The sequence below is a fragment of the Methylobacterium sp. 391_Methyba4 genome (assembly GCF_029691625.1).
Taxonomy (GTDB): Bacteria; Pseudomonadota; Alphaproteobacteria; order Rhizobiales; family Beijerinckiaceae; genus Methylobacterium; species Methylobacterium fujisawaense.
Genome location: NZ_CP121475.1, coordinates 1,264,903 through 1,288,029, shown reverse-complemented (window position 1 = coordinate 1,288,029; position 23,127 = coordinate 1,264,903). Strand labels below are relative to the sequence as shown.

Genomic DNA, 23,127 nt, shown 5'->3' with positions numbered 1-23,127 from the left:
GAATGCAACAGCCCGCCCTCGACGTCCCTCGCGACCGCCCCGCGACCTTCCTCTTCCTGCAGGGCATCGCGACGCCGTTCTTCTCCGACCTCGGAAAGGCGCTGCGCGCACGGGGACACACTGTCCGGCGCATCAATCTCTGCCCCGGCGACTGGCTGTTCTGGAGCGGCGACGCCGACAATTACCGGGGTCGCCGCGAGGCCTGGGGCGAGTATCTCGAGGCCTATCTCGACCGCGAAACCGTGACCGACATCGTTCTGTTCGGCGATTGCCGGCCGTTCCACAAGGCCGCCCGCATGATCGCCGAGTATCGCGGCCTGCGGGTGCATGTGTTCGAGGAAGGCTATATCCGGCCGAACTGGATCACCTGCGAACTCGGCGGCGTGAACGGCTTCTCGTCCCTCCCCCGGACGGCCGCCGAGATCCGGGCTCTGGCGCGGCGCCTGCCGCAGCCCGGCCGGGCGATGCCCTCGACCGGCGACATGGCCCGCCGCAGCGTCTGGGACGTCGGTTACAACCTCGCCAACGTCCTGTTCCCCTACCTCTTCCCGCATTTCCGCAGCCATCGGCCGACCCATATCGCCGCCGAGTATGCCGGCTGGGTCAAGAAGTTCGCCCGCCGCGCCCATACCCGCCGCGAGGCGGCGCGCTGCGACGAGATTTACCGCGCGGTCGGCTGCGACTACTTCCTGCTGCCGCTCCAGCTCGACAGCGACTACCAGATCCGGGTCCACTCGCCGTTCCTCGGCGTCGAGGGCTTCATGGACCGGGTGATCAAGTCTTTCGCGGACGGCTCCTCGGCGCCGACCCGGCTCCTGGTGAAGCTGCACCCGCTCGACAGCGGCCTGATCAACTGGCGCAAGTTCGCCCGCGCTTCGGCCCGCCGCCACGGCGTCAGCGATCGGCTGGACTTCATCGACGGCGGCGACCTCCCGGCCCTGATCAAGAGCGCCCGCGGCGTGGTCATCGTCAATTCGACGGTGGGGATGCTGTCCCTAGAGATGGGCTGTCCGACCCACGCGGTCGGCACCGCGATCTACAACATGGCCGGCCTGACCCATCAGGGCGATCTCGACAGCTTCTGGAAGAGCCCGACGCCGCCGGAAATGGACCTGATGGCGGATTTCCGCCGCGTCGTCCTGCACCGGACCCAGGTCAATGGCGGCTTCTTTTCCAAGGAAGCGATCGACCGGGCCGTGGCCGGCTCGGTTCCGCGGATGGAATCGGCCCTGCCCGATTCGATGCTGGCGGCGGCGCGGGCGGTCGTCGAGGCGGCCGAGCGGGACGGCGAACTCGCGCCGGTCTACTGACCGGCCGGCCGCCGACCCGTCGTCATTCGGCGGCCTTTGATGCGGCTTTCGCCGCCGGTGAGTCTTTCGCGACCTTGATCTTTCCATGCGCGGCGGCGTAACCCGCCCCATGCCCCGCATTCTGATCACCGGCGCGTCGAGCGGCATCGGCGCCGCGCTGGCGCGCCACTACGCGCAACCCGGCGTGAGCCTCGTCCTCGTCGGACGCAACGCCGAACGCCTGGAGGCGGTCGCCCGCGACTGCCGTGCCAGCGGCGCCACCGCCGAGACCGCCCGCCTCGACACCCGCGACCGGGCCGCCACGGTGGCGCTCGTGCGGCAGTCGGACACGGAGGCGCCCCTCGACCTCGTCATCGCCAATGCGGCGGTGAACGGCGGCAATCAAGAGGGGCAGGTGGAGGCCGAGGACGTCGCCTTCGAGACCGCGGACATCAACTACACCGGCTCGCTCAACGTGATGCTGCCCGCTTTGACGCGGATGCTGGAGCGCGGGCGCGGTCAGATCGTGCTGCTGTCGTCGCTGGCGGCCTACGCGCCGCTTCAGGACGCGCCGGCCTATAGCGGCGCCAAGGCGGCGCTCGTCGCCCACGGCCTCGCCCTGCGCCAGAAGGTCGCGCCCCGGGGCGTGAAGGTCAACGTCGTCACGCCCGGCTACGTGAAGACGCCGATGGGCGGCGAGTTGAAGGGCTGGCGCCCCCTCGAGATCAGTGCCGAGGCGGCCGCCGTGCGCATCGCCAAGGGCATCGTGGCCAACCGCGACGTGATCGCCTTCCCCTTCATCCTCACGGCGCTCGCCCGCACCGTGCTGCTCCTGCCGGAGAACGTCCGCAAGGCCGGCCTCTACGCCTTCCGATTCCAGCGCCGGAAGCGGCGCTGATGGCGCGGCCCCGGATCGCGCTGTTCGCCCTGGAGGCGCTGCCGAACGCCCGCGTGGTGCGCCGGCTCGTCGCCGATTACCGGGCCGACATCGCGTTCGTGGGCCTCTCCAATGCCGAGCGGCCCTCGAGCGGCGGCCTCACGGGCCAGATCCGGCGACACCTCGCGCGCTCGGGCACTGGGATCCTGCCGTATCTGGCGGTCAATTTCGGCCTGCCGGACCTGCTGCGCCCCCTGGCGCCCCTGACCCAGGCGGCGTCCGGAAGCGGCGACGCGCCGGAGGCGACACCGCTCAAGACCCTGTGCCGCCGCATGGGCATCCCGACCGTGACGGTCGACGACGTCAACGGTCCCGAGGTCGCGCGGACCCTGCGGGACACGGCGCCGGACCTGATCCTCACCTACCATTTCGACCAGATCCTCAAGCCCGAGACGATCGGGCTGGCGCGGCTCGGCGGCATCAACGGACATCCCGGCCTGCTGCCGCGCCACCGCGGTCCGGTGCCGACGATCCACGCCCTCGCCGAGGGCCCCGGCAGCTTCGGCATGACCCTGCACCGGCTGGCGGCCGCGATCGATACCGGGGCGATCCTCGCCCAGGAAGCCGTACCGCTGCCCGACGGCACCACCGCCACCCGGGCCGCCGTGGCGCTGCATGCCCACGGGCGCGGCATGCTGGACGGGCTGCTCGACACGATCGACCGGACCGGTAGCCTGCCCGAGGGGCAGACTGTGCCGGTGCTGCCCTACTGCCCATTCCCGGACCGCGCGATGCTGGCCGCCCTGCGCCGCCGCGGGCTGCGTCTGACGGATGGGCAGGATCTCCGCGAGGCGCTGAGCCTCTCCGCCCGGGCGTCTTAACCGCGGGTTAAGGCTGTTCGGCAAGGATTCGGTCAGATCCTCGCCGTCGACAGGGCCCGCGCATGCCGGATTCCAGCGCCCTCCACTCGGCCTCCAGCGCGCTGGCCGCCGGCCGGCAGATGCAGAGCGGGCGGATCCGCGCGATCTCCGAGAACCTCGCCAACGCCGATTCGGTCCCGACCACCCCCGGCGGCGCCCCCTATGCGCGCAAGATCGCGGTGTTCGCCCCCGTGGTCGCCGACGCCCCCGGAGACCCGGTCGGCCGGATCGTCCGCGACACCACCGGCTTCCGCAGCCGCTACGACCCGACCAATCCCGGTGCCGACCTCCAGGGCTATGTCCGCCTGCCGAACGTGAACATCGCGGTGGAATCGGCCGACCTGCAGCGGGTGATCCGGAACTACGAGCTCAGCCTCAACGCCTCGTCGTCGATCAAAACGCTCACGCAGGCCACGATCAACCTGATCGGCTGAACCGGGCGTGCCGCCGGCCGTAGCCGGCGTAGATCGCGAGGCCGATCGCCAGCCAGATCGCGAGGCGGATCCAGGTGTCGGCCGGAAGGGCGGCCATCAGCGTCACGCAGGACAGGATCCCGAGCCCCGCCGTGAGCGTCACCGCCGGCACGCGGAACGGACGCGCCCGGTCCGGGGCGGTGCGGCGCAGGATCAGCACCGTGGCGCAGACGAGGCAGAAGGCCAGGAGCGTGCCGATGCTGACGATCTCGCCGAGCACGTCGATGGGCACGAGCCCCGCGACACCAGCGGTGAACACGCCGATGACGAGCTGGCTCGCCACGGGCACCCGCGTGACCGGATGGACCCGGCAGAAGATCTCCGGGAGGAGTCCGTCCCGGGCGATGGCGAAGAAGATCCGGCTCTGTCCGTAGAGGGCGGTCAGCGCCGAGGTCGTCAGGCCGATCAGGGCGCCGACCTTGATCACGGTCGAGAACCCCGACAGGCCGATCACGTCCACCGCCTTCGCCACCGGGTCGGCAACGTTCAGATCGCGATAGGGCACGAGGCCGGTGAGGACGGCCGCCATGGCCACGTACAGGATCGTGGTGATCAGGAGCGATCCGATCAGGCCGACCGGCGCGTCGCGCTGCGGCGCCCGGCACTCGCCCGCGGCCGTCGCCACGGTCTCGAAGCCCACGAAGGCGAAGAACACCACCGCGGCGCCGCGGAACACGCCGCTCCAGCCATAGGCGCCGAAGGCGCCGGTATTCTCGGGCATGAAGGGGTGCCAGAGTTCGGGCCGGAGATGGGCCGCGCCGACGCCCACGAAGGCCAGGATGATCGCGACCTTGCAGGCGACCAGCAGCCCGTTGACCAGGGAAGCCTGCTTCGTCGCGCGCATCAGGAGCGCGCTGAGCAGCAGCACGATGCCGACGGCCGGCAGGTTGACGAGCCCGCCATCGCCGGGGGCCCTGGCCAAAGCCGGCGGCAGATGCAGACCGAACTCCGCCGCGAGGGATTGCGCGTAGCCGGACCAGCCGACCGCCACGGTCGCCGCCGCCACGGCGAATTCGAGGACGAGGTCCCAGCCGATGATCCAGGCCGGGAGGCGGCCGAGGCTGGCGCGGGTGTAGGTGTAGGTGGATCCCGCCTCCGGGATCATGGCGGCCAATTCGGCGTAGCACAGGCCGACCAAGCCGCAGGCGATGCCGCCGATCACGAAGGAGAGGCTGAGCGCGGGACCCGCATACTGCGCCGCCGCCGTTCCGGTCAGCACGAAGATGCCGGCGCCGATCGTGGCGCCGAGGCCGATGGCGACGAGGCCCGGAGCGGTGAGGCTCCGGGCGAGCTCACGCCCCTCCCCGGCATCCGCACGCTCATTCCTGGTCATCGCGGGATCCGCCATCGCGTCCCTTCTCCCTCGCCCGGATGGTCATCTGGCACAGTCCATGCCGGGATGCCGGCCTCCCCGGAGGCGTGACCAAATCCGGTCCGGTCCAAGTCCTGTCGTTGGCGGACCAGCCTATCGCGGCACCACGCCCGCGGACCCGTCGGGCGCTCCCGGATCGCGCGCGGCAGACGGGGCGGACGCTGCGGCGTCGATCATCCGGGTGTCGGTCCGGAATGCCCGGGCCACGAGGCCGCAGAAGCGGATGAAGGCGCGGCCCTGGGGGGTGATGACGTAGCCGTCGGCCGTCTGCGCGACGTTGCCCGAGGCCTGCTGCTCGGACAGGCGCCGCTCCATCTGCCGGAAGGCGCCGAGATAGACCGTCTCGAACACCGTCCGCGCCCGCTCCGGGGTGAAGCGCTCCTCGGGATGGGCCGCCATCTGGCCGAGCAGGAACACGCTGATCGAGCGGTCGACCGTCACCGGCAGGATCACGAAGGCGCTCAGGTTGAGGGCCAGCGACAGGACGCAGGCGCCGAGGGCGTCCCGGCGGCGCAGCCCCCAGGGCCGGCCGAGGCCGGCCAGCGCCGCCGTCGCCGCCAGGGTCAGCAGGAAGGCCACGCCCAGCAGGATCAGGCCGCGGTAGAACAGGATGGTCACGCCGGACCAGAGATCCGTCTGGAACAGCAGCACGAAGCAGCCGAGGCCGAGGGCGACGGCGCCGGCCTGAAGCAGCGCCTGGGCGCAGAGCCAGCGCACGACCTGTCCGGCGCGCTGGCCTGCGGGGGGCCTGGAGCCGGCGTCAGTCATGAAGATCCTCGACCCGCAGGATCCGGACGAGCGGATCGGCATAGACCGCACGGTGCCGCCAGACCCAGGAATCCGGGCTGCTCCAGGGGGCATCCTGCGCGGTGACGACCAGGGCGCCGATCCCGGCCGTTTCGGCCCGGCGGCGCACCTCGCGACCGTCCAGGCGGTCGCGGAAGATCGGCGCGACATCGGCGAGCCGGGACGCTACGGCCTCGGGCGGGGCGCCGAACAGCCGCGCCTCTGCGTCGGCCACTCCCGTCGGCTGGAGCCCGTAGAGGCCGAAATCGAACACCCGCCGCGGCACCGGTGATTGCTGCAGCACCAGATCCCGAGGCAGGTGCAGGCCGGCCCAGGCATAGGCCGCGCGCAGCGCCCGGTCGATGTCGGGACGGCCGGCCAAGCGGGCGAAGGCGGGCCGGTCGGAGGCGGAATAGGCGCGCATCCCGACGAAGCCGTAGAGGGTCGTCGCGTATCCGAGGATCAACAGCGTGGCGAGCAGGCCGGGGAACCGGAGTCGCCGCGCCTCGACCAGGCGGCTCAGGGCCACGACGGTCCAGACGAGGGCCGCGACCTGCGCCAGCAGGACCACGCGGGCACCGAGGTCGTTGTTGAGGATCGCCGAGCGGAGGAAGCCGCCGAGGAGCAGGCTGGCCGCTGCGCAGAGGGTGAGCAACCGTCCCGCCTCCCGGGCATGCGCTTCACGGCGCGGGACGAGCCGCCAGAACAGCAGCGTCCCGGCGGCGAAGACGCCCAGCGCCACGTAGTAGTTCAGCGGCAGCAGGACGATCCGGAGCGCGCTCAGGGCCGGCTCGTCGACGAGCCCGTCGAGGGGCCCGAATCGCCGGATCGCGAATCGGATCGGCGAGCCACCATCGGTCCGGTTCGCCAGGATGCTCAGCAGGCAGGGCGCGGCCAGCGCGGCGCTGAGCAGGCCGGCGACCGCCAACCGGGCCGCGGCGCGCCAGCGGCGCTCCAGGCCCAGCAGCACCAGCCAGATCCCCGCGGCGGTCGCCGTGCCGAGACAGACCCAGACCGACAGGCCCGCGCAGGCCGCGAAGGCCAGGCCCGCGACACCGATCGCCACGGCTTCCGTATGCCGACTCGGCTGCGTGCGGTCGGCCACCTCGGCCAGCGCCAGGAGGCCGAGCCATCCGGCCAGGGCGCCGGCCACGTGGTGCGGCACCCAGACCAGGGAGGCGGGCCAGTTGAGGACCTGCTCGTTCACCCATTCGGGAATCGGCAGCCAGGTCCCGGACGCGGCCCGATCGGCGAGGACCAGCAGGATGTCGAGGCCGCCCGCCGGCAGCAACAACAGCACCGCGCGGCGGACGAGCCGGGGCGCGGCGTCTCCCAGGAGGCCGGTCGCGGCCAGGAGCCGGTCCAGCAGGCCGAGGAGCGCGAGACCGGTCCAGAAGGCCAGCCCCGCGAAGGCGGTGCGCCCGTCGACGAGGCGCCCTCCGACCCCGTCGACCAGCGCGGTCAGCGTATAGAACTCATAGTAGTAGCCCGCCCGATCGGGCCGGGCGAAGAAGGGATCCACGGGCGGAAGCCCATGCGCGACGATCGCCCGTGTGAGGGCCGCGTGCTTGACGAGGTCGATGACCGTCACGGGCTGATAGAGGGCGGTGCCGGTGTCGATGTCGATCAGCGCATAGGCCACGACGCCGAGCCAGAGTGCGGCGAGCGCCAGGACCGCCCGGTTGAGGGACGTCCGCAGGCTTCGCAGGGCCGGAAGCAGCGCGGCGAGTCCCAACACGCCATTCGCCAGTGCCGCAGCCGGGACGCCCGCTGCCTGGATCACCAGGCTGTCGAGGGCGGGCAGGAGCCCGATCCCGAGGAGCGCCCCGCACAGCAGGCGGTCGCCGGCCGCGAGCGCACGGAAGCCGAGGATGCCGGTCAGCCTGCCCAGGGCGTAGCCCGGCAGGAGGACGAGGGGGATGCCGAGCAGCGTCGCCACCACGACGCCGCACGCATCCGAGAGGGTGCCGTTCATCGCCGGGCCGCGTTTCGTGCTCCGGCTCGGCTACCATGCACGCGTTAACCGTTCCCTTGGGAAATCCGGGGCCCCTTGGTGCGGCGGCTTCGCGCCCTGTCCTTGCGCGGGATCGGGGCCGGTTCCGCGAGCGTTCCGCCTGTCCCGGCCGGGCGCGCGAGGGCGTCGCGAGCCCGACGCCCATTCCCGAACGGGTGCTGCGCCAGCGGGCCGCGGCTTGGCACGACCCGGCCCGGCCCGGCGGGGCCGGCAAGCGGGTCGCCGCGAGAACGGTCCAGTCGCGACCGCTTCGCCGAGGGCTGGCATAATTGCCGATTTCGTGTATGGATCGCGCGGCCTCGACCCGGGTTACCGGGCGGGGCTTGAGCCGCTTGGCGCTGTGACCGTGCTGGACGACATCCCGGCACCGGCCGAACGCCGAGCCCGCGCGCGCCCGAACGGGGCGCCGCATCCGACCAGCACAACCCGAAAGGCATGCGATGTCGATCACGGCAGAGCGCAAGACCGCGCTCATCAAGGAACACCGCAAGGACGCCAAGGACACCGGGTCCCCCGAGGTCCAGGTGGCGATCCTCACCGAGCGGATCACCAACCTGACCGGCCACTTCAAGACCCACGGCAAGGACAACCATTCCCGCCGCGGCCTCCTGAAGCTGGTCTCGCAGCGCCGCTCGCTGCTCGACTACGTCAAGCGCAAGGACGAGGCCCGCTACCGCGCCCTCATCGAGCGTCTCGGCATCCGCCGCTAAGGCGCGTTTCGCGCGGTTCCGGGCCCGGCCCGGGGCCGCGTTTCACCATCGCGGGCTGCCGGAATGGGTCCGGCCTCCCGACAAACGGGCCGCTTCGAGGCGCCGGCATCGGGGCAGGATCGCACGACACTTCAGCGGGAAGTGTCGCGCCGTCTTGCCCCCGGGCGGCGCCGGGCCAGGCCCGTCGCAGGCAAGGAAGAGATCAAGAATGTTCGACGTTCAACGCGAAGAGCTGATGTGGGGCGACCGCAAGCTCGTCCTCGAGACCGGCAAGGTCGCCCGTCAGGCCGACGGCGCCGTGGTCGCCACCTACGGCGAGACCTCGGTGCTCGCCACCGTGGTCGCCACGAAGGAGCCCAAGCCCGGCATCGACTTCATGCCGCTCACCGTGAACTACCAGGAGCGGGCCTACGCGGCCGGCCGCATCCCCGGCGGCTACTTCAAGCGCGAGGGCCGTCCCTCCGAGAAGGAGACCCTGGTCTCCCGCCTGATCGACCGCCCGATCCGTCCGCTCTTCGTCGAGGGCTGGCGCAACGACACGCAGGTCGTCGTCACCGTCCTGACCCACGACCTCGAGAACGATCCCGACATCGTCGCCATGGTGGCGGCTTCCGCGGCCCTGACCCTGTCGGGCGTCCCGTTCATGGGCCCGATCGGCGGCGCCCGCGTCGGCTACATCAACGGCGGCTACCGGCTGAACCCGCTGGTCACCGAGACCAAGGAGGAATCCAGCCTCGATCTCGTCGTCGCCGGCACGCAGGACGCGGTGCTGATGGTCGAGTCGGAGGCTAAGGAGCTCTCCGAGGACGTGATGCTCGGCGCCGTGATGTTCGGCCACAAGCATTTCCAGCCGGTGATCGAGGCGATCATCCGCCTGGCCGAGAAGGCCGCCAAGGAGCCGCGCGACTTCAAGGCTCCCGAGAACGCCGACGTCGAGAAGGCGGTCCTGGAGATCTGCGAGACGGAGCTGCGCGCCGCCTACACCAAGACCGTCAAGCAGGAGCGCTACGCCGCCGTCGACGCCGTGAAGGCGAAGGTGATGGCCGCCCTCTGCCCCGAGGGTGCCGAGAAGTTCCCGGCCGAGAAGGTCAAGGCCGCCTTCAAGGAAGCCCAGTCGAAGGTCGTGCGCTGGAACGTGCTCGACACCGGCTCGCGCATCGACGGCCGTGACCTGAAGACGGTCCGCCCGATCGTCTCCGAGGTCGGCGTCCTGCCCCGCGCCCACGGCTCGTCGCTGTTCACCCGCGGCGAGACCCAGGCCCTCGTGGTCGCCACGCTCGGCACCGGTGAGGACGAGCAGTTCATCGACTCGCTGGAAGGCACCTACAAGGAGCGCTTCCTGCTTCACTACAACTTCCCTCCCTATTCCGTCGGCGAGACCGGCCGGATGGGCTCCCCCGGCCGTCGCGAGATCGGCCACGGCAAGCTGGCGTGGCGGGCGATCCGCCCGGTCCTGCCGCCGGCCCACGAGTTCCCCTACACGATCCGCGTCGTGTCGGAGATCACCGAGTCGAACGGCTCGTCCTCGATGGCCTCGGTCTGCGGCGGCTCGCTGTCGCTGATGGATGCGGGCGTGCCCCTGCGCCGTCCCGTGGCCGGCATCGCCATGGGCCTCATCCTCGAGGGTGAGCGCTTCGCGGTCCTGTCTGACATCCTGGGCGACGAGGATCACCTCGGCGACATGGACTTCAAGGTGGCCGGCACGGACGAGGGCGTGACCTCGCTCCAGATGGACATCAAGATCGCCGGCATCACCGAGGAGATCATGCGGGTCGCCCTCGACCAGGCGAAGGACGGGCGCGCCCACATCCTGGCCGAGATGGCCAAGGCCCTGACCGCTGCCCGTCCGGAGCTCGGTGAGTACGCGCCGCGCATCGAGACGATGCAGATCCCGACCGACAAGATCCGCGACGTGATCGGCACCGGCGGCAAGGTGATCCGCGAGATCGTCGAGAAGACCGGCGCCAAGATCAACATCGAGGATACCGGCATCGTCAAGATCGCCTCGGCCGACGGCAAGGCGATCAAGGCGGCCTACAACTGGATCCGCTCGATCGTGGCGGAGCCGGAGGTCGGCGTGATCTACGACGGCACGATCGTGAAGTGCATGGAGTTCGGTGCCTTCGTGAACTTCTTCGGCGCCAAGGACGGCCTCGTCCACATCTCGGAACTCGCCGCCCAGCGGGTCGCCAAGGTGCAGGACGTCGTCAAGGAGGGCGACAAGGTCAAGGTGAAGTTCCTCGGTCAGGACGACCGCGGCAAGATCCGCCTGTCCATGAAGGTCGTCGATCAGCAGACCGGCGAGGACATCACCGAGAAGGTGAAGGCCGAGCGCGATTCCAGCCGCGGCGAGCGGGACGGCGAGTCCCGCGAGCCCCGCGAGGGCGGCCGCCACCGCGGCGAGCGCCGCCGCGAGGCGGGCGAGTAAGCGCGGGGACGCACCCCGTGCGGGCTTCGGCCGGCGCGGGATGGTTCAGATGGGCGCGGTCCTTCGGGGCCGCGCCCTTTTTCATGGCGCATCGCCCCGCCTCCGCCCGGAGCGGTGCCCCCTCCCTCATCGCGGGCGCGGCGACGCGCACTTGAATGGAGCCTGCCCGGTTCGACCGCATGGGGGCTGCGATGGGTGGCTTCGCGACGGTTCACGTCCCGGCTGTACACGCACCGAAGCGGACGTCGCTGCCACGCCTGCGCATGGCCCGTCTTGGCGATCAGCGCCCGTCGCTCGTCATCTCGCGAGTGGGGCGACGGCCCAAGCCGTTCCGGGTTTCAGGACATCGCGCGTCTGCGCGATCCACGCGGACAAGGGCGCCAGCCGAAGGCCAAACGGCGGATACAGGCCCTGCGCCTTCGATGTGTAAGAGGCCTGATCGACGGCGACCGGTGCTCCGCGAGGGCGATCACCCAGTCCGGAGGACACGCATGCGCGGCCTCCGCGAGGTGCCGCAGCACGGCCCGCGGAGTCTCCGGCCCGGCGGCGCGTCCACGGCGTCGTCGAGCACCCGCAGCCTCGCCGCGGCGGGTCACGGGCCGGCGTAGCGCTAGGGCGCCGCGCTGGAACACCGGAAGCGTAAGCGAGGACCAGGATCGCCGCCGCGTCCGACACCCTGCGCGACGGGTCTGGCGGCATCCGCGGCCGCCCCGTCCGACGGCGAAGGGAACGCAGCCGGCGCGCCCGCGTTCGACCGGCGACCTTCACAACAGGGATCCGTCCATGGCCAACGACATGATGCACGACATCTTCAGCGGGGAGCCGAACATCTCCACCACCGAGCGCGCTGTCTCGGTGGCTCTCGGACTCGGGATCGCGGCCGTGGCCGCGCAGCCGCGGCCCAACAAGCTTCTGAGCCTGCTGGCGCTCGTCGTCGGCGTCGGCCTGGCGGTGCGTGGCGCGACCGGCCACTGCGCCGTGAAGGCCGCCTCCGAGCACTTCTGAGCGCGCAGGCCGATCGGACGACAAAGAAAAAGGGGCGCCCCGCGGGGCGCCCCTCATCGTTTCCGGGTCGGCCGGAAGGATCAGTAGGTGGTGGTGCGGCGGCCGGCGATCATGCCGTAGATGAACAGAACCACCACGGCTCCCACGATGGCGCCGATGAAGCCCGCTCCCTGGTTCGGCCCGTACCAGCCCACGGCCTGGCCGAGGAACGTCGCCACGAAGGCGCCGACGATGCCGAGGATCGTCGTGAGGATGAAGCCCGCCGGCTCATTCGGTCCCGGCATGAGAAACTTGGCGATGACGCCCGCGAGGAAACCGATGATGATGGTCCAGAGGATACCCATAACAAACCCCAAAGCATGACTGTCGATGGCGGCAGAACGCTTCGAGACCCGCGACGGTTGCCCGCACCCTGCCCCGCGGTGACGATTTTCCGCGTGTTCCAGCGGTGCGTGCGTGTGTGGCCCTTTACGGCCGGGTGGGTGCGACGGCAGATACGCCGGTTCTCAAGGTTGTGGAGGCGGGTATGGACATTCAGCGGATCGAGCCGGGCAAGCGGATGTCGCAGGCCGTCGTCTTCGGCGACATGGTCTATCTCGCCGGTCAGGTCGCGTCCGACACGGTCGGCACCGGGGTGACGATCCAGACCCAGCAGATCCTGTCGGAGATCGACCGTCTCCTGGCCGCCGCCGGCAGCGACAAGGCGCGCATCCTCGCGGCCACGATCTACCTCGCCGACATCGCCACCTTCGCGGAGATGAACGCCGCGTGGGATGCCTGGGTCTCCCCGGAGCACCCGCCGGCGCGCGCCACCGTCGAGGCCAAGCTCGCGGCGCCCGAGTACCTCGTGGAGATCGTGATCGTGGCCGCGAAGAGCCGATGAGCGGCCGCCGTCGCTCGGTGCTGGCGGCCGCCGCGGCCGCCCTGCTGGGAGGCGTCCTGGCGGCCCTGCCCCTCGTGCGGCCGGCCCCGGCCGCCGAGGAGCGGGTCGTCAACATCTACAATTGGTCGGATTACATCGACCCGAAGGTGCTTGAGGCCTTCACCCGCGAGACCGGCATCAAGGTCGTCTACGACACCTACGACAACAACGAGATCCTGGAGACCAAGCTGCTCGCCGGCCGGTCCGGCTACGACATCGTCGTGCCGTCGGGGCCCTACCTGCAGCGGCTGATCCGGGCCGGCGCCTTCCTGCCGCTGGACAAGTCCAAGCTCAAGAACCTCGGCAATCTCTGGCCGGAGGTCACCAGCCGGCTGGCGGCCTACGACCCCGGCAACACCTATGCCGTCGACTACATGTGGGGCACGACCGGCATCGGCTACAACGTCGCCGCCGTCCGCGAGCGGCTGGGTCCCAATGCGTCGCTGAACTCTTGGAGCGTCGTCCTCAATCCCGCTTCGGCGAACAAGCTGAAGGAGTGCGGGATCATGATGCTCGACAGTCCCGAGGATCTGATCCCCAGCCTGCTCCCGGTCTTCGGCGCCAAGGCGGATTCGAAGCGCTGGGACGACCTGACGCTGGTGACCGACGCCCTCTACAAGGTGCGCGGCGCCGTGCGGAAATTCCACTCGTCGGAATACATCCAGGCGCTGGCCAACGGCGATATCTGCCTGGCGGTGGGCTATTCCGGCGACATCATGCAGGCCAAGCGCCGGGCCGAAGAGGCCAAGAACGGGATCGACATCGCCTACGTGGTGCCGAAAGAGGGTGCGCTGATGTGGTTCGACACCTTCGCGATCCCGAAGGATGCCGCCCACCCGGCCGAAGCCCTGGCCTTCATCGACTACATGATGCGGCCCGATGTGGCGGCGGCCAACACCAACTTCGTGTCCTATGCCAGCGGCAACCTCGCGGCGAAGAAATTCGTGAAGCCCGAGATCCTGAACAATACCGGCATCTACCCGGACGAGGCGACGATGCAGCGCCTGTCGATCAACACCGCCTGGGACGACCGCACCCAGCGCTTCGTCACCCGGCTCTGGACCCGGGTCCGCACCGGGCGCTGACGGGCGAGAGCCGGGGGGGGCGTGTGCCTCTCGGCCCCCCGCCGATGCGATGTCCCGCTGGGGCTTCGCGGCGGATCGGACGGATGGGGCGTGGCCGGCCCGGGCATGCCTGGGCTGCGCTGACGCGTCGGACCCTGTGGATGCCCCGTCAGCGCGCCTCGTCCAGCGGGATGTCGTGATTGATCAGCCAGGTGCGGACGGCGGAGCGGGTCTGCCGCGCGGCATCGTTCAGCAGATGATCGGGCGTCGTGAAGAAATACGGCTGGAATGTCTTCTGCTGTGCATTGCGCAGCGTCGGGTCGAGGCCGGCCTGAAGCAGCCTCAGCACCCACGGGTTGGCCGCACCGACCTGCGCTGCCAGATGGAGCAGGGAATTGCCGGTGTCATCGACCCGGTTCGGATCCGCGCCGGCCTGCAGCAGCGACGCAATCTGTGCCTCCCGGCGATTCTGGACTGCACGGAACAGGGGCGTCCAGTGACGGGGCACGCTCACGGGATCGACCGGCGCGCCGTGCCGCAGCAGAATCTCCAGATAGTGCGGATCCTCGACCATCGCGGCCATGTGCATGACGGTCTCTTGGTCGAGGCCCGGTTCGGACGGGTCGGCGCCGGCCTCGAGAAGCGCGGACAATGCGCGCGGCTGCCCGTTCCAGATTGCCCATTCGAGGAGGGTCATGTTCTGGTCGCCGCGGTCGGACAGGTTCACGCCCGGGGCCAGCGCGGCGATGCCGGCGAGATCGCCGCGGGCGACGGCGGCGGCGATGGGCGCGAGGTGCAGCCCTCGGAACGGGTCCCTGTGATGCCCCATCGGTATGGACACGACCGATCGCTCCCCGGCGCCCCGTGATTCGGCGCTGTGTGACGCGATCCATGTGATCGGAAAGGACAGGGCCCCTGCAAGGCCCGCTGCCGGGGACAAGCGCAGGCGCTCGGCAGCCTCGCGTCTTCCCTCCGCATCGTCCGGGACAGTGCCGCGGGCGGCCGTCACAGGCCGCCCGCGGCGATGCTCAGGTAAGATGAAACGGGCGATCTAGTGCTTCAGATCGTCCGGGACCTTGCCGCCGTTCTCGGCGAGCTTCTGCATGACCTGCTTGTGCAGCCAGATGTTCATGCTGGCCGAATCGTCCTTGTCGCCGGTGTAGTGCAGCTCGTCGGCGAGCTGCTTGCGCGAGGCGAGACCGGAATCGAGGCCCAGCAGCTTCATCAGGTCGACGATCGAGTGACGCCAGTCGAGCTTCTGCGGGTTCTTCTCGGCGAGGCCGGTGAGGACCGCCGCGACGTCCACGGGTTCGCCGCCGGCGGTGCCGGGGGCCGACGGGGTGGACGGGGCGCTCGTGCCGGTCGTGCCGCCGGAGGGGGCGGGGGCCGCGTCCGCGCTACCCCCGCCGAACGGATGGAGGATTTTGCTGACGATGCTGCCGAGAAGGCTCATGGATCCGCTCCGATGATCGAGGCCCGATCTCCGCACCGGGCGGCCATTCAACTGGCTGTGAGGCCGGGCGTTCCGAGACTCGGCGGGGGCCGGGCGATCAGATCGGCTTAAAGAGGGCGCCGACGAGCGCGGCCCGCTCCTGCAGGAGCGTGCCATGCGGGCCCGGTTGGCCGGCGCGGCCGTACCAGTAGTGCGCATTGCCGTCATCGCCCTCGATCCGGTGGAGATGGGCGTGCACCCAGGCGGCATCGGGCCCGGCGGCGTCCTGAACGAGGCGGTGGGCCCGGTCCCAGGCGTCGGAGGCGGGTCCGGACGGATCGTGGGCGAGCCACCAGAGCGCGGCGAGCGGTGCGGGCCAGCCGGGCGGCGGCTCGGGCGCCGAGAGTGTCGCGGTGAAGGCGGCGGGCAGGCTCTCGGTCACGGCTCTCTCCCTCCCGTGCCGGTTCAGCGGCCGGCGGCGCGCTCCGGCAGCCAGCGGCCGCGGCGCTGGCGGGCGGACCACGCGTAGCGGGCATCGCCGTCGAGGCAGTCGAGATGGTCGGCGAGGCGGTTGCGTTCAAGCCAGGACAAGGCCGCCTCCAACTCGGGCAGGGTCATGGTCGCACGCCCCTTGCCGAGGACGCGCTTGAGCACGGCGTTGTACCGGTGGGCGAGGTTGCCGCCGCGGGGCACCCGCAGGGACGTCTCGTCCTCGACCGCCTGGGCCGCCACCGCGGCGGCGAGCCGCTGGCGCAGGGTCCGCTCGGTGATGGACGGCGGTTCGGGCGCGGGTGTCGTGGGGACAGGCTCGGGCAGGCGGGGGCGCAGCAGGGCGTAGCGCAGCCCGATCGCGTTGCTCTCCAGGGGCGTGATCCCGGCCGGCTCGTCGTCGCGCCAGCGGGTCCGCTCGGGCACGATGGCGCTCGCCGGCCGCTCGCGGGGCGGCCGCACGCTGCTGCCCTGCTCGGTCTCCAGTTCCAGGCGGAACCGGGCGAAGAGCGGGTCGTCGGGGTGGAAGATCAGGGCCTGCTGCCCGTCGTAGGAGCCCGCATGCGGATCGACCCGGGTGGCCCGGGCGAGCATTTGCTCCAGCCAGGGCCGCGAGCGGATATGGGTCAGCGCTGCGACCACCGCGACCTCGGGGGCGTCGAGGCCCTCATACGCCATGGCCACCGTCACCAGCACGGCCGGTTCCGGCGTGAGCCGGAACGCGGCGAGCGCCGCGTGGGCGTCGCCCTGGCCGGAGGTCGCGAGCCGGACGTCGCGCTCGCCCTGCCCGGCCGGCATCCAGTCCCGCAGGGTGGCGAGGTAGGCCCGCGCGCTCGCCTGATCGGGCGCCACCACGAGGAGCTTGCCGAGCCCCCGGGCCGGCTCGCCGGGCGGGAGATCCCGCTCGGCCCGGCGCCGGGCACGCAGGCGCTTCGTGGCGAAGAAGGCCTCGCTCAGCAGGTCGCGGGCGAAGCCGGTCCGCAGGGCGGTGAACAGGGCCGGCCGGGTGGTGATCCGGACCGAGCCCGCACCCAGCCGGTGCGGGCCGACCCGCGGACTGTCGCCGGCGATCCGGCCGCCCTCCAGCCAGCTGGCCTCGCCGTCGATGGCGCCGAAGGTCACCGGCAGCACCGCCCGCTCGGCCAGCGCCTGGGCCCGCGAATAGCCGATCACCGCGAGGCCGGGCGCGTCGAGGTCGAGATCCGGCCCGCGGCCGGGCGCGGCGGGCTGATAGGGCAGGCCGAGGATGCGTCGCCCGTCCGCGCGCTCCAGCGTCCCGGACAGGTAGAGGCGAACGGTCGCTGCCTCCATGACGGGCAGCATCGCGCGGGACCACGCCCCCGCTTCCGCGTCCTCGGCGGCGTTCTCGTCGGCGCCGGGCCGTCCGGGCACCGGCAGGTGATGGACCTCATCGACGACCAGCAGGGTCCGGTGCGCCCGGGCTTCCGCGAGGTGGAGCGCCGGGGCGGCGGCGACCGCCTGATAGGTGGTGACGTAGCCGGCCAGACCCCGCGCCGGGTCGCGCTCGTTGTCCGCCGCCCGCACGCTGAGAGCGTGCCCGAACGCGGCGCGCCAGAGTGGGTCGGCGAAAGCCTCCTCCGCCTGCAATCGCAGGGAATCCCGCGGCACCACCCAGACCACGCGTTCGACGAGCCCGGCGGCGATCAGCCCGTGCGCGGCGATCACCGGCAGCAGCGACTTGCCGCCGCCCGGCGTCACCGCGGCCAGGATCTTCCGGACATGGGCCGCCTCGCCGCGCGCCATGGCCGCGACCAGGGCCATCAGCGTGCGCTGGTGGGACCGCAGAGACGGGGCGGGGCGGGTCAAGGACTGGCGAAGCAGGATGACATCCGCGCACCGTGGCCGATCCGGATTCCTTTGTGAATCCCTGGAGTCGCGGAACGTTCGCGTTTTCGTCCCCGTCCCGGAGGGGCGGACAGGGAGGCGCTCGCGCGGTGCGATCGATCGAAACCGCACCGCTCTCCACGGTTGCCGCACGCGCCAACGCGGATCAGCTCACCATAAGCGTTGACACCCGGCCGCCCCCTCACCATAAGGGCGCCGCGGGTGAGAAACCTGCCTTGGGGGAATGTCCCGAGCGGCAAAGGGGGCGGACTGTAAATCCGCTGCGTAAGCTTCGTAGGTTCGAGTCCTACTTCCCCCACCAAGTTCTTCCCGATCCCGTCAGCCCTGTTTCGCCAATGCGGCCTCGATGCGCGCGGCTGCGGCGGCGGAGAATCCCTTCCCTTCGAGCCCCTGTCCCGCGGCCGCCTGGCCGGTGAGCGTGCGGCGCTTGCCCTTCGGCAGATGCGCCTGCCGAAGGGCGTGGGCGTCCCGATGGCTGGCATGGGTGATCGCGATGGCCAGCGCGTCGGCGGCGTCCGCCACGCGGAACTCGGCCTTCGGCAGGAGGAAGCGCACCATCGCCTGGATCTGTACCTTCTCGGCGTGACCGGAGCCCGCCACGGTCTTCTTGATCAGGTTCGCGGCGTATTCGAACACGGGCAGGCCGGCGAGGGCCGGCACCACCAGCGCCATCGCCCGGGCGTGACCCAGCTTGAGCGTCGCCTGCGCGTCCTTGTTGACGAAGGTCTCCTCCACGGCGACCTCGTCGGGCCGCACGGTCTCGACGATGCGGCTGATCCCCTCGAACAGCTCGCGCAGGCGCAGGGCCAGCGGCAGGTCGCCGTCCGAGGTCACGACGCCGCAATCGCCGTAGGTGAGCTTCGTGCCCTGCGCGGTGATCAGGCCCCAGCCGGTGCGGCGCAGGCCGGGATCGATGCCGAGGATGCGGATGGGGGTTGTCATGGGGCTCCACGGCTCGGTGAACGGCCCGAGGCTGCCGTACGTATCGTGAACACCCGGTTTCACCAAGGCAGGGTCTTAAGCTCCCAGCAAGGATGATCCGGTCGAGTGGCACCATGAGCGCGCACGAAACCGAAGGCGATCGGCTGCTGTTTCCGGGCGATGCCCGCCTCCGCGCGGCCGTCCAGGCCTGGATCGAGGGGCTGGCCCGCGAGCGGCGAATGTCGCCCAACACCGTCGAGGCTTACGGGCGTGACCTCCGTCAGTTTCTCCACCACCTCGCGTCGCGGCAAAGCACGCCGACCATCCCGATGCTCGTCGGCTTGAAGGTGCGGGACATCCGCGCCTTCATGGCGGCGCGCCGGGCCGAGGAGGTCTCCGGGCGCTCGCTGATGCGCATGCTCGCGGGCCTGCGCTCCTTCGCACGCTTCCTCGAACGCGAGGGCTTCGGCACCGTCTCGGCCCTGGGCGGCGTGCGCTCGCCCAAGGTTCCGCGGCGGCTTCCGCGACCCCTGCCCGTCAGCGCCGCCGTGGCGTTGACCGACACGGCGATTCGCGCCGGCGAGGAACGCGCGCCCTGGGTTCTCGCCCGGGATGCCGCCGTGCTGGCGCTGCTCTACGGCGCAGGCCTGCGCATCTCCGAGGCCCTCGGACTGACTCGCCGCGACGCGCCCCTGCCCGGGGTCGACCAGGTCACCGTGCTCGGCAAGGGCGGCAAGCAGCGCATGGTGCCGATCCTGCCCGTGGTGGCGCAGGCCGTGGCCGACTACCTCGCCGCCTGCCCGCTGCCGCTGCCGCCGGAGGGGCCGCTCTTCGTCGGCGCGCGCGGGGGGGGCCTGTCGCCGCGGATCATCCAGTATACGGTGGCCCGCGCGCGGGGAGCCCTCGGCCTGCCCGACAGCGCCACGCCGCACGCCCTGCGGCACTCCTTCGCCACCCATCTGCTGGCCCGCCAGGGTGAATTGCGCGCGATCCAGGAACTCCTCGGCCACGCCTCCCTGTCCACCACTCAGCTCTACACCCAGGTCGATGCCGCCCGTCTCATGAGCGCCTACGCGGCGGCCCATCCCCGGGCGGGTCGCTGATCAAGAGTGCTGGAAGTTTCGACTTCGGGGCTGTTCAACATCATCTATAGACGCGTCATCCGATCGGCTCATTGCACAACCGCACTTTTTAAGAGCTTCGTCACGATCTTCAGCCACTATGAGCATGAACATTCGGATCGGCTTGGGCGGGCGTCATGGAGCTTGAGGACGGAGGGGCGCCGGCACGTGTCGTGATCGCGGATTGCGATCCGGGCCGGCGCCTCTCCCTGCGAGAGATCGTCCTGCGCTTCGATCCACGCGCTGTGATCGACGAGGCGACCTCCGGTCAGGCGCTCTGCGACATCCTGCTGCGTCACCGCCCGACTCTGGCCTTCGTCGGGCTTCAGCTTGACGACCTGAGCGGGCCCGAAGCCGTCGCCGTGGCGCGTCGCGCGGGTGCGGAGCCGCCCTGTCTGGTTCTGGTCGCCACCCGCGTCCTGCCGCACTGGCAGGAGATCGCCACCAGCCTCGGGGCCTACGAGGTCCTGAAGACCCCCCTCGATCCAGGCCATATCGAGCAGCTGCTCCACGCCGATGCCCGGCGCCGCGCCCCGACCCGGGCTCTGCTCGCCTGCTCGACCCCGGCGGGGCGCTCGGCCATCAGCCGCGTCGTGGCGCGCAGCGGCTTCGCCATCGACCTCGACGAGACGGATGACGGACGCCACGCCCTCAGGCAGCTGAAGTTTGCCGCCTACGACTTCGCCTTCATCGACGTGAAGCTCGGTGGCATCGACGGGCTCGAACTGGCCTGCCAGATCCAGCCCCTCAGCCTTCCGACCCGGATCACACTGTTGACGACGTCCGAGCTGGAGCCCGTCGCCCAGGCCGGCCGCTACTTCGGCGTCGATGCGGTCCTGCGAATGCCGTTCTACGCCCGCGACATCGACCTCGCCTTGCACAACGCCCTGGGCCTGCGCAGGCCCTACCTGCTCAACGCCCTGACGGCGCCGCCCGCACCGAGTGCCCTCCTGCGGATCGCCGACCTGCCGAACTCCCGGCGCAAGATCGCCTGATCCCGCCGCCGGCAGGCGGCCGCGATCTCCCAGCCTCTTTCTGAGGTGCCCGCGAAGCGGGCCTCGAAGGAGGGCTTCGGGGAGCGCGACGGTCTCCGGCGCCCTGCCTCATGGTCTGCGCTGCGCTCCGGCGACTCAGGACAAGGGGCAGTTCGGTGAGCCGCCCCTTTTGTCCCAGCCCCCCTGCGGATGGACGCTCGTGCGTCCGCCCGCCACTCAGACGTGGATCGCGCGCTTGCTCACCGCCAGGGCGGCTTCCTTGACGGCCTCGGTCAGCGTCGGATGCGCGTGGCAGGTCCGGGCGATGTCCTCCGAGGAGGCACCGAACTCCATCGCCACCGCCGCCTCGGCGATCAGGTTGCCGGCATCCGCGCCGACGATGTGCACGCCCAGCACCCGGTCGGTCTGGGCGTCGGCCAGCACCTTCACGAAGCCGTCCGTGGTGCCGTTCGCCTTGGCCCGGCCGTTGGCCGTGAAGGGGAACTTGCCGGCGTTGTAGGCGACGCCGTCCTTCTTCAACTCCTCCTCGGTCTTGCCCACCGAGGCGACCTCCGGGAACGTGTAGACCACGTTCGGGATCACGCCGTAATTCACGTGGCCGGACTGGCCGGCCAGCATCTCGGCCACCGCGACGCCCTCGTCCTCGGCCTTGTGGGCCAGCATCGGGCCGGCAATCACGTCACCGATGGCGTAGATGCCGGTGACGTTGGTGGCATAGTGCGAGTCCGTGAGGATCCGGCCCTTGTCGTCCCGCTGGACGCCCACCGTGTCGAGGCCCAGGCCCTCCGTGTAGGGGACCCGGCCGATGCAGACGAGGACCGCGTCCGCCTGGAGCGTTTCCGCCGCGCCGCCCGCGGCCGGCTCCACGGTGACGGTTGCGCCGCCCTTCTTGCCGACCTCGACGCCGGTCACCTTGGTGGACAGCTTGAAGGCGATGCCCTGCTTGGTCAGGATCCGCTGGAACTGCTTGCCGACCTCTCCGTCCATGCCGGGCAGCACCCGGTCGAGATACTCGACCACGGTGACCTCGGAGCCGAGCCGGCGCCAGACGGAGCCCAGCTCCAGACCGATCACGCCGGCGCCGATGACCAGGAGCTTCTTCGGCACCCGGTCGAGCTCCAGGGCGCCGGTCGAGGAGACCACCACCTTCTCGTCGATGGTGACGCCGGGCAGCCGTGCCACGTCCGAGCCGGTGGCGATGACGATGCTCTTGGTCTCGAGCATCTGGTTGCCGCCATCCTCGGACACGACCTCGACCCGGCCGGCACCCGCGATCCGGCCGGTGCCGTGGAAGGTCTCGACCTTGTTCTTCTTGAGCAGGAACTCGACGCCTTTGGTGTTGCCCGCCACGCCCTCGGCCTTGAAGGCCATCATCTTCTTCAGGTCGAGCTTCGGTGTGCCGACATCGATGCCGAGATCGGCGAAATGCGTGTTGGCCTCCTCGAACGCCTCGGAGGCGTGCAGCAGGGCCTTCGACGGGATGCAGCCGACATTGAGGCAGGTGCCGCCATGGGTCGCGCGCTTCTCGACCACGGCGGTCCGCAGGCCGAGCTGCGCCGCGCGGATGGCGCACACGTAGCCGCCGGGACCGGTGCCGATGACGACGAGATCGTAGGACATGAGGCTTCGCTTCCGCTCGGTCGTGCCGCGTGTGAGACGGGCAGGGAATGTCAGGTCGGGCTGAGGCTCAGCGGCCGCCGCCGACGTCGAGGATGGCGCCCGTGGTGTAGGAGGCCTCCTCCGAGAGCAGCCACACGATCGGTGCGGCCACTTCCTCGGCGGTGCCGGCCCGCTTCATCGGGACGCCCGGGCCGAGGCGCTCCACCCGGTCCGGCTCGCCGCCGCTGGCATGGATCTCGGTGGCGATGATGCCGGGCGCCACCGCGTTGACCCGGATGCCTTCGGCGGCCACCTCCCGGGCGAGCCCGATCGTCAGCGCGTCGATGGCCCCCTTCGAGGCAGCGTAATCCACGAACTGACCGGGGCCGCCCAGCCGCGCCGCCACCGAGGACAGGTTGACGATGGCGCCCCCTGCCCCGCCGCGCTTGGTCGACATCCGCCGGACCGCCTCGCGGGCGCACAGGAAGCTGCCGACCACGTTGGTTGTCATCATCCGCTGGAGCCGGCCCTCGGTCATGTCGGCGACATCGGACTTCACGTCGACGACGCCGGCATTGTTGACCAAAGCCGCGAGGCGCCCGAGCCCGTCGGCCGCCCTGAACAGCGCGATGACGTCGGCCTCGCTGCCGACATCGCCCTTCACGGCGAGCGCCTTGCCGCCCTTGGCGGTGATCGCGTCCACCACGGTCTTGGCTGCGGCGGCGTCCGACACGTAGCTCAAGCAGACCGCGTAGCCGCGCTCCGCGAGAAGCAGCGACACGGCCCGGCCGATGCCGCGGCTGCCGCCGGTGACGATCGCAACCCTGTTCTCAGCGCCCGACAT

22 protein-coding genes and 1 tRNA gene are annotated in these 23,127 nt (G+C 70.9%); 12 read left to right on the top strand and 11 right to left on the bottom strand.

Annotation, left to right across the window (positions count from 1 at the left end; translation table 11 throughout):
• Positions 1 to 2: 2 nt before the first annotated feature.
• The 4 genes from P9K36_RS06195 (at position 3) to P9K36_RS06180 (ending at position 3,520) form a co-directional block, all read left to right on the top strand.
• Positions 3 to 1,310 (top strand): capsular biosynthesis protein, encoded by a 1,308-nt coding sequence (locus P9K36_RS06195; protein ID WP_043348864.1) that lies wholly within the window; start codon positions 3 to 5, stop codon positions 1,308 to 1,310.
• Between the two features lie 109 nt (positions 1,311 to 1,419).
• Positions 1,420 to 2,187, top strand: coding sequence for an SDR family NAD(P)-dependent oxidoreductase (locus P9K36_RS06190; RefSeq protein ID WP_278306678.1), 768 nt, complete (start codon positions 1,420 to 1,422; stop codon positions 2,185 to 2,187).
• A complete protein-coding gene (locus tag P9K36_RS06185; protein WP_278306677.1) occupies positions 2,187 to 3,047 on the top strand; it encodes a formyltransferase family protein in 861 nt (286 codons plus the stop codon). The genes P9K36_RS06190 and P9K36_RS06185 overlap by 1 nt, the downstream gene beginning before the upstream one ends.
• 62 nt (positions 3,048 to 3,109) lie before the next feature.
• Complete coding sequence (locus tag P9K36_RS06180; RefSeq protein ID WP_278306676.1) at positions 3,110 to 3,520, top strand: flagellar basal body rod C-terminal domain-containing protein; 411 nt, start codon at positions 3,110 to 3,112, stop codon at positions 3,518 to 3,520.
• Here the strand turns inward: P9K36_RS06180 and P9K36_RS06175 are convergent.
• The 3 genes from P9K36_RS06175 to P9K36_RS06165 all read right to left on the bottom strand — a co-directional run bounded on the left by P9K36_RS06175 (position 3,504) and on the right by P9K36_RS06165 (position 7,692).
• Entirely contained in the window at positions 3,504 to 4,907 is a 1,404-nt protein-coding gene (locus P9K36_RS06175) for an amino acid permease (RefSeq protein WP_278306675.1), read from the bottom strand. The genes P9K36_RS06180 and P9K36_RS06175 overlap by 17 nt on opposite strands.
• A gap of 117 nt (positions 4,908 to 5,024) precedes the next feature.
• Positions 5,025 to 5,699 (bottom strand): hypothetical protein, encoded by a 675-nt coding sequence (locus P9K36_RS06170; RefSeq protein ID WP_278306674.1) that lies wholly within the window; start codon positions 5,697 to 5,699, stop codon positions 5,025 to 5,027.
• Positions 5,692 to 7,692, bottom strand: a complete 2,001-nt coding sequence (locus P9K36_RS06165; protein ID WP_278306673.1) for a hypothetical protein — start codon at positions 7,690 to 7,692, stop codon at positions 5,692 to 5,694. Before P9K36_RS06165 ends, P9K36_RS06170 begins: the two co-directional genes overlap by 8 nt.
• 479 nt (positions 7,693 to 8,171) lie before the next feature.
• On the opposite strand from P9K36_RS06165, the gene rpsO reads away from it, so the two are divergent.
• The 3 genes from rpsO (at position 8,172) to P9K36_RS06150 (ending at position 11,874) form a co-directional block, all read left to right on the top strand.
• Positions 8,172 to 8,441, top strand: a complete 270-nt coding sequence (gene rpsO / locus P9K36_RS06160; RefSeq protein ID WP_012317943.1) for a 30S ribosomal protein S15 — start codon at positions 8,172 to 8,174, stop codon at positions 8,439 to 8,441.
• 208 nt (positions 8,442 to 8,649) lie between these two features.
• A complete protein-coding gene (gene pnp, locus P9K36_RS06155; RefSeq protein WP_043388877.1) occupies positions 8,650 to 10,869 on the top strand; it encodes a polyribonucleotide nucleotidyltransferase in 2,220 nt (739 codons plus the stop codon).
• 783 nt (positions 10,870 to 11,652) lie between these two features.
• On the top strand, positions 11,653 to 11,874 hold the full coding sequence (locus tag P9K36_RS06150; protein WP_043354986.1) for a DUF2892 domain-containing protein: 222 nt from the start codon (positions 11,653 to 11,655) through the stop codon (positions 11,872 to 11,874).
• A gap of 80 nt (positions 11,875 to 11,954) precedes the next feature.
• On the opposite strand, the gene P9K36_RS06145 is transcribed toward P9K36_RS06150, so the two are convergent.
• A complete protein-coding gene (locus tag P9K36_RS06145) occupies positions 11,955 to 12,218 on the bottom strand; it encodes a GlsB/YeaQ/YmgE family stress response membrane protein (RefSeq protein ID WP_043354988.1) in 264 nt (87 codons plus the stop codon).
• A gap of 182 nt (positions 12,219 to 12,400) precedes the next feature.
• On the opposite strand from P9K36_RS06145, the gene P9K36_RS06140 reads away from it, so the two are divergent.
• Together P9K36_RS06140 and P9K36_RS06135 are read left to right on the top strand one after the other, a co-directional pair.
• A complete protein-coding gene (locus P9K36_RS06140; RefSeq protein WP_278306672.1) occupies positions 12,401 to 12,757 on the top strand; it encodes a RidA family protein in 357 nt (118 codons plus the stop codon).
• Positions 12,754 to 13,881 carry a polyamine ABC transporter substrate-binding protein gene (locus P9K36_RS06135; RefSeq protein ID WP_278306671.1) on the top strand — a complete coding sequence of 376 codons (1,128 nt, stop codon included), beginning with the start codon at positions 12,754 to 12,756 and terminating at the stop codon, positions 13,879 to 13,881. The genes P9K36_RS06140 and P9K36_RS06135 overlap by 4 nt, the downstream gene beginning before the upstream one ends.
• A gap of 148 nt (positions 13,882 to 14,029) precedes the next feature.
• Here P9K36_RS06135 and P9K36_RS06130 read toward each other — a convergent pair whose 3' ends face one another.
• From P9K36_RS06130 to P9K36_RS06115, 4 genes are all read right to left on the bottom strand, one after another.
• Complete coding sequence (locus P9K36_RS06130) at positions 14,030 to 14,557, bottom strand: ankyrin repeat domain-containing protein (RefSeq protein WP_278306670.1); 528 nt, start codon at positions 14,555 to 14,557, stop codon at positions 14,030 to 14,032.
• Between the two features lie 354 nt (positions 14,558 to 14,911).
• A complete protein-coding gene (locus P9K36_RS06125) occupies positions 14,912 to 15,313 on the bottom strand; it encodes a DUF3597 domain-containing protein (RefSeq protein ID WP_043388871.1) in 402 nt (133 codons plus the stop codon).
• A gap of 97 nt (positions 15,314 to 15,410) precedes the next feature.
• Entirely contained in the window at positions 15,411 to 15,734 is a 324-nt protein-coding gene (locus tag P9K36_RS06120; RefSeq protein ID WP_278306669.1) for a hypothetical protein, read from the bottom strand.
• Between the two features lie 23 nt (positions 15,735 to 15,757).
• Complete coding sequence (locus P9K36_RS06115; protein WP_278306668.1) at positions 15,758 to 17,563, bottom strand: DEAD/DEAH box helicase family protein; 1,806 nt, start codon at positions 17,561 to 17,563, stop codon at positions 15,758 to 15,760.
• A gap of 301 nt (positions 17,564 to 17,864) precedes the next feature.
• Here P9K36_RS06115 and P9K36_RS06110 point away from each other — a divergent pair.
• Positions 17,865 to 17,948 (top strand) — tRNA-Tyr (locus P9K36_RS06110).
• Positions 17,949 to 17,965: 17 nt separating this feature from the next.
• Here P9K36_RS06110 and ruvC read toward each other — a convergent pair.
• Entirely contained in the window at positions 17,966 to 18,589 is a 624-nt protein-coding gene (gene ruvC / locus P9K36_RS06105) for a crossover junction endodeoxyribonuclease RuvC (protein ID WP_043388865.1), read from the bottom strand.
• 113 nt (positions 18,590 to 18,702) lie between these two features.
• On the opposite strand from ruvC, the gene P9K36_RS06100 reads away from it, so the two are divergent.
• Entirely contained in the window at positions 18,703 to 19,671 is a 969-nt protein-coding gene (locus P9K36_RS06100; RefSeq protein ID WP_278306667.1) for a tyrosine recombinase XerC, read from the top strand.
• A gap of 155 nt (positions 19,672 to 19,826) precedes the next feature.
• The gene (locus P9K36_RS06095) at positions 19,827 to 20,684 is read left to right on the top strand and encodes a response regulator (protein ID WP_043354938.1); all 858 of its coding nucleotides are present in this window, start codon (positions 19,827 to 19,829) and stop codon (positions 20,682 to 20,684) included.
• Between the two features lie 216 nt (positions 20,685 to 20,900).
• Here the strand turns inward: P9K36_RS06095 and lpdA are convergent, their stop codons facing one another.
• Together lpdA and P9K36_RS06085 are read right to left on the bottom strand one after the other, a co-directional pair.
• Entirely contained in the window at positions 20,901 to 22,304 is a 1,404-nt protein-coding gene (lpdA, locus tag P9K36_RS06090; protein ID WP_043756043.1) for a dihydrolipoyl dehydrogenase, read from the bottom strand.
• A 67-nt stretch (positions 22,305 to 22,371) separates the two neighbouring features.
• Positions 22,372 to 23,127: an SDR family oxidoreductase gene (locus P9K36_RS06085; RefSeq protein WP_043354942.1), complete on the bottom strand. Its 756-nt coding sequence runs from the start codon at positions 23,125 to 23,127 to the stop codon at positions 22,372 to 22,374.